This is a genomic window from Listeria valentina (genome assembly GCF_011800755.1).
GTDB classification, from domain to species: domain Bacteria; phylum Bacillota; class Bacilli; order Lactobacillales; family Listeriaceae; genus Listeria; species Listeria valentina.
Map to the genome: position 1 here is coordinate 1 of NZ_JAATJW010000104.1, position 4328 is coordinate 4328.

Annotated in this window: 8 protein-coding genes; 5 read left to right on the forward strand and 3 right to left on the reverse strand. The window is 34.8% G+C overall.

The features are described from left to right. The 5 genes from HCK02_RS14330 to HCK02_RS14220 form a co-directional block, all read left to right on the forward strand. Positions 1 to 161, forward strand: a 161-nt coding sequence (locus HCK02_RS14330; RefSeq protein ID WP_167630585.1) for a DUF3130 family protein, incomplete at its 5' end; no start/stop codon positions are given. Further along, positions 161 to 541 carry a hypothetical protein gene (locus tag HCK02_RS13315; RefSeq protein ID WP_167630586.1) on the forward strand — a complete coding sequence of 127 codons (381 nt, stop codon included), beginning with the start codon at positions 161 to 163 and terminating at the stop codon, positions 539 to 541. The genes HCK02_RS14330 and HCK02_RS13315, both read left to right, overlap by 1 nt. Next, positions 528 to 1880, forward strand: coding sequence for a T7SS effector LXG polymorphic toxin (locus HCK02_RS13320; RefSeq protein ID WP_208970483.1), 1353 nt, complete (start codon positions 528 to 530; stop codon positions 1878 to 1880). The genes HCK02_RS13315 and HCK02_RS13320 overlap by 14 nt, the downstream gene beginning before the upstream one ends. Positions 1881 to 1897: 17 nt before the next feature. Further along, positions 1898 to 2122, forward strand: coding sequence for a hypothetical protein (locus HCK02_RS13325; RefSeq protein ID WP_167630587.1), 225 nt, complete (start codon positions 1898 to 1900; stop codon positions 2120 to 2122). An 82-nt stretch (positions 2123 to 2204) separates the two neighbouring features. Further along, the gene (locus HCK02_RS14220; protein ID WP_281348889.1) at positions 2205 to 2336 is read left to right on the forward strand and encodes a hypothetical protein; all 132 of its coding nucleotides are present in this window, start codon (positions 2205 to 2207) and stop codon (positions 2334 to 2336) included. 132 nt (positions 2337 to 2468) lie between these two features. On the opposite strand, the gene HCK02_RS13330 is transcribed toward HCK02_RS14220, so the two are convergent. The 3 genes from HCK02_RS13330 to HCK02_RS13340 all read right to left on the reverse strand — a co-directional run bounded on the left by HCK02_RS13330 (position 2469) and on the right by HCK02_RS13340 (position 4239). Then, positions 2469 to 2996, reverse strand: a complete 528-nt coding sequence (locus HCK02_RS13330; protein WP_167630588.1) for a hypothetical protein — start codon at positions 2994 to 2996, stop codon at positions 2469 to 2471. 123 nt (positions 2997 to 3119) lie between these two features. After that, positions 3120 to 3458 (reverse strand): hypothetical protein, encoded by a 339-nt coding sequence (locus tag HCK02_RS13335; protein ID WP_167630589.1) that lies wholly within the window; start codon positions 3456 to 3458, stop codon positions 3120 to 3122. Beyond that, positions 3451 to 4239 (reverse strand): ParA family protein, encoded by a 789-nt coding sequence (locus HCK02_RS13340; protein ID WP_167630590.1) that lies wholly within the window; start codon positions 4237 to 4239, stop codon positions 3451 to 3453. The genes HCK02_RS13335 and HCK02_RS13340 overlap by 8 nt, the downstream gene beginning before the upstream one ends. Positions 4240 to 4328: the final 89 nt, after the last annotated feature.

The following is a 4328-nucleotide window of genomic DNA, read 5'->3' on the forward strand; positions in this document are numbered from 1 at the left end:
TTAATGATTTACGAACGGCCGTCATGGAATCCATTGAAGTGATGAATCAGGTGACTCAACTGTCAGAAAAAGATGCAGAACGTTTAAAAAAGATGGGACATGCTTTTGCTGAACAGGATCGTGCAGCCGGTCAAAAAATCAATGAGCTGGAGGTGCGCTAATGGATCTAGCGAATGAAAAACGCACACATAACCTCCAACAACTAAAAAAACAAGAGAGCCAGGTCGAACAGGAGTTGCAAACCCTTCAAAAGAGACAAGGGGAAATGGAATGGCTCGCATCCGATTATCAATCGCTTACTTATGAACAAATGGAGGCACGGGAACTACTCCAAGAAGGTTGGCAAGGCGATACAGCGCGAGGCTATCATATTTATCTAGAAGAGATTCAAGAACAAGAACAGCGGATCTGGCAAAAAGAATTCCAACTGCAAAACGAAGCTTTAAATGAAGAGGTTAACCAGTCGAAGCGAGAGTTGATTCATTTAGAACAGCAACAAGCTAAGCTACGAAGGGAGCTGTCTTCTTATGAGCCGAATTGATATTCAAGAAGTGCGCACTTTTCAACATGCCTTGAAAAAGGCGAATACCACGATGCGAAATCGGATCAATAAAGTGAAAAAGGTGGCACTTACCTATGCAACAGACAGCACCTTGAGTGGACAAGCTGTTCAGGCATCCAAAGCGTATTTTCAAGAGAACTATGCCATCATGTGTGAGAGTTTGACCGAAGTCTTAGACACGAGTGAGGACCTATTAAAAAGCTATTTAAACGATTTTAGTGCCCAAGTAGATCCTTCTCCCACGGCTAAAGTGGATGCCGAACTTTTAGGCGCTGCTGTCGATAAAGTAAAAAGCATCCGACGAAAACAAGAAGCTCTTCAGCAATCGTTATCTGGATCAACAGCTGGACTGTATGAAGGAAAAGCGCAACGCTTACGCCTCGATTTAGCAGATGCGATGGAACAAGAGAAGATTCTTGAAAAGTACTTACAGTTTGAACAAAGTCATGGGACTGTTTTTCAAGATTTAGTTGCGCTTGTCATGACGGCCAAGCAGACGATGCAACAATTGATTCAAGACGTACAATTTAATGAAAAAACCGGAACTTACAGCATGCCCAAAGGCTATACTCAATCACTTCAGTCTTTGAAAAAACGAATGGATGAAGTACGAGGAATAGATCCGAAGTTAGCCGAAGAACTCAAAGATTACAAAGTCTATGCCGTTGTTTACCAGGATGGAAACGGAAACCCACAGGTGATGTGGTTATTAGAGCAAAATGGTGTGGGAGTTAACAATCCGAAGCTAAAGAAATACCTGGAACAAACCGGGAAATATTTAGATCCAAGTGCCTATCAAATCATCACGAATGACGATCTGAATAAAAAGATCAATCGTTCCTGGAAGCAGGGGATCTATTATATGGATGGATCCAAGTATTCAGGGGCATTAGGCGGCGTACTTCGAACGTCAGCTTATGTAGAGGACTGGAAAGGCAAGATGGATGAGAGTGGGCTAACGGATGTCGTTCTTGGCTTAGGACTTAGTGTGGCAGCTATTCGGGGAAGCACTACATTTAAAGGGAGCATTAATGCAAAAGAAATTATTCAAAGTAACTTAGGTAAAGAAATAGATATAACACCTTCCAAAGTACATTCTAAAGTTAGTAATAATCCTGGTCCTTTTGGCAAACCTAATAGTAGTATAGATATCTTGAATGCTCAAGGAGAGACTACAACAAGAAGATTCTATGATAGAACAGGTAAAGCTATACGTGATGTTGATTTTACTAATCATGGAAATTCTAAGATGCATCCAGAATTTCCTCATGAACATAAATGGATGTATGATTCAGATGGGAAACCAACAAGAAAATAGATAGTGAGGTGAAAGGTATGGATTATAAAAGTATGGCTGAAAGCCTATCCTATGGAGAAGAGTATAATTTTTACTACAAGGATGCAGAATTTTGGATTAGTCAGAATGATGATGGTAATTATTTAACTGAAGTTGGTGGTACAACACAAATATTTAAAAGCGCAGAAGAACTATTGGAGAATGCAAAAATAGATGGAAAAACAATTCAAGATATTTGGGAAGAAATAAAAGACCAGTTTTAATCTGTTAGATGTGGGATAGGTTATTCATAAATTGAGTTAAACTTTTTGTCTAAAAGTATTGCTATGAATGGGGTAAATAAAAGTGAAAATTAATAGCTTTGGAAGCTTAAATGATGAGCACATTTATTGGTATGCAAGGCAAAGCATTAACACAAATATTATATATTTTTTTGGATATGAAGAAGAAATTGGAAAAGGAACAATACCAGAATAAAATTAAAGAAGAATTATAGTTAAAAAACCATGCTTTAATTTTTGCATGGTTTTTTAGTATTGAGAGAGAGATTCTATAGCATCGATATATCTGGAATCGAATTATCCCCCATCTAATTCTCTATAGGAGCAGTTATTCTGTTATGATACTAGAGAAGTAATCATCAATCTCTTGTTTATCATAGCGTGGCAAATCAAATACAAGGTATTTTGTGAAAACTTGTTGCTCTACTTTTTTTCGAAAAGAATTTTTATTAATGAGCCCTTTATACTGAAGGATGACTTCAGTCAGGGTTATAAATTCTTTTGGAAGTCTAGATATTTGTTTTGTATGACCATTAGGTAATTGAATAGTAGTGTTTGCCAAGACATATGTTAGATAGGATCTGGTTTGGTAAAGCTTACGTTTTGCATAGAGGTACTCCCATTTAGGATCAGGAAAGCTTTTTAAAGCTTGTCGAGCTATTGTATTTATATGAATAAACTTGACAGTATCAGCAAATTTTTTTAGAATCCACCAATCTTTAACATGAAGATGTTGTTTGATATCATCAGTTGTCCATATAAAGTTATCTTCAAATGCTTCATGGTAGTTTTCGCTTATTTCTAAATAGGTGTTTCCTTCAGGTACAGCGACATAGGCTTTTGATGTATAGAACATCTATACTCTCCCCCATTTTAGATAAATTTATGCTTTGTAAGGCAAGTAAATCTGCTTATAATATATATCAAAAACAATATCAATATTAATATTGATATTGTTTTTGATATTAATATTGATGACTCACTTAATATTATTTTTCCAAAGTCCTTGACTCTTTAAAGCATCTTTTAAAAGCTGGTTAATAAAGGCACTTTTACCTCCATTTTTTCTGCCTAAGTCTCGTCCATATTTATCGCAATGTTTACTAACATCTGGATCTAGATAGACTAGAGTAGTAACTTTTTTTTCTTTCTCATTGTTTTTAAGCTTTTGTAATACATTATCATTAGGAGATTTAGTGCTAGCAATTTTTTCTTTTTGTTGAGGAATCTCTTTTACGTTTTCAGATACATCATCAAAATTTGTATCTGCCAAATCATTTACAGGGGCAAATCCATTTTTTTTGTTACTTCTAGCCAATGTAATCCAACTCCTTCGTCAACTTATTATAAATTTCACTATATTGATCGATAACTTTTGAGCTTTCAGTGGCAAGCGTAATGGGTTTTCGATAACGCCCCACTGCTTCAGTATATTTAATGCTTTCTGAGATGACTGTATTTGAAAAGTATACATCATTTTGTTCACATAGTGCTTTACCTGAATCTAAAAATGCTTCATGAGTTAATGTCTTCTTAACTTTTACAGGAACCACTGCTTTAATTTTCAAGTTTTCGTTATCTTTTTGAAATTGTTTAATTGCTTTCATCGATTTAACCATACTTCTGAATGAATAAACTTCAGGATGATATGGAATAATAATATCTTCAGCACAGTTAAAAACATTGGCCGCAATCATTCCCATTTGAGGAGGAGTATCGATGATTATGTAATCATATTTTTCTTTTAATTTTTCAATGGACTTCGATAGTAAATTGAGTGGTTTAGGATATTTTTTTACTTTAGTGAGAACATCAATTTCTAAATAAGCCATATCATCATTTGCTGCAATGATGTCCAAGTTATCTGAAACATTAATAATAGCTGCGAACGGGTCAATGTCATCTACTAACACATCATAAATTGTATACTCCAAATCATCTGGATTTTTTCCAAAAGTAATAGCAACATTGCCTTGGTTATCTAAATCAATTAGACACACCTTTTTTCCATTTTTTGAAATAACACCTGCTAAATTTGTGCTAATTGAAGTTTTTAAACTTCCACCTTTGTTAGCAGAAACAGCAATAATATTTCCCATTTATTGCACCTCCATATTTTAATATTATTTTTAATATCTAAATTAATATTAAACTTTTACAATGGTTTTGTCAATATTAAACTTAATAT

Bases quoted from the DNA above. Each gene is read 5' to 3' on its own strand.
- HCK02_RS13325 (WP_167630587.1), top strand. From the start codon at position 1,898: ATGGATTATAAAAGTATGGCTGAAAGCCTATCCTATGGAGAAGAGTAT.
- HCK02_RS13340 (WP_167630590.1), bottom strand. From the start codon at position 4,239: ATGGGAAATATTATTGCTGTTTCTGCTAACAAAGGTGGAAGTTTAAAA.
- HCK02_RS13330 (WP_167630588.1), bottom strand. From the start codon at position 2,996: ATGTTCTATACATCAAAAGCCTATGTCGCTGTACCTGAAGGAAACACC.
- HCK02_RS13320 (WP_208970483.1), top strand. From the start codon at position 528: ATGAGCCGAATTGATATTCAAGAAGTGCGCACTTTTCAACATGCCTTG.
- HCK02_RS13315 (WP_167630586.1), top strand. From the start codon at position 161: ATGGATCTAGCGAATGAAAAACGCACACATAACCTCCAACAACTAAAA.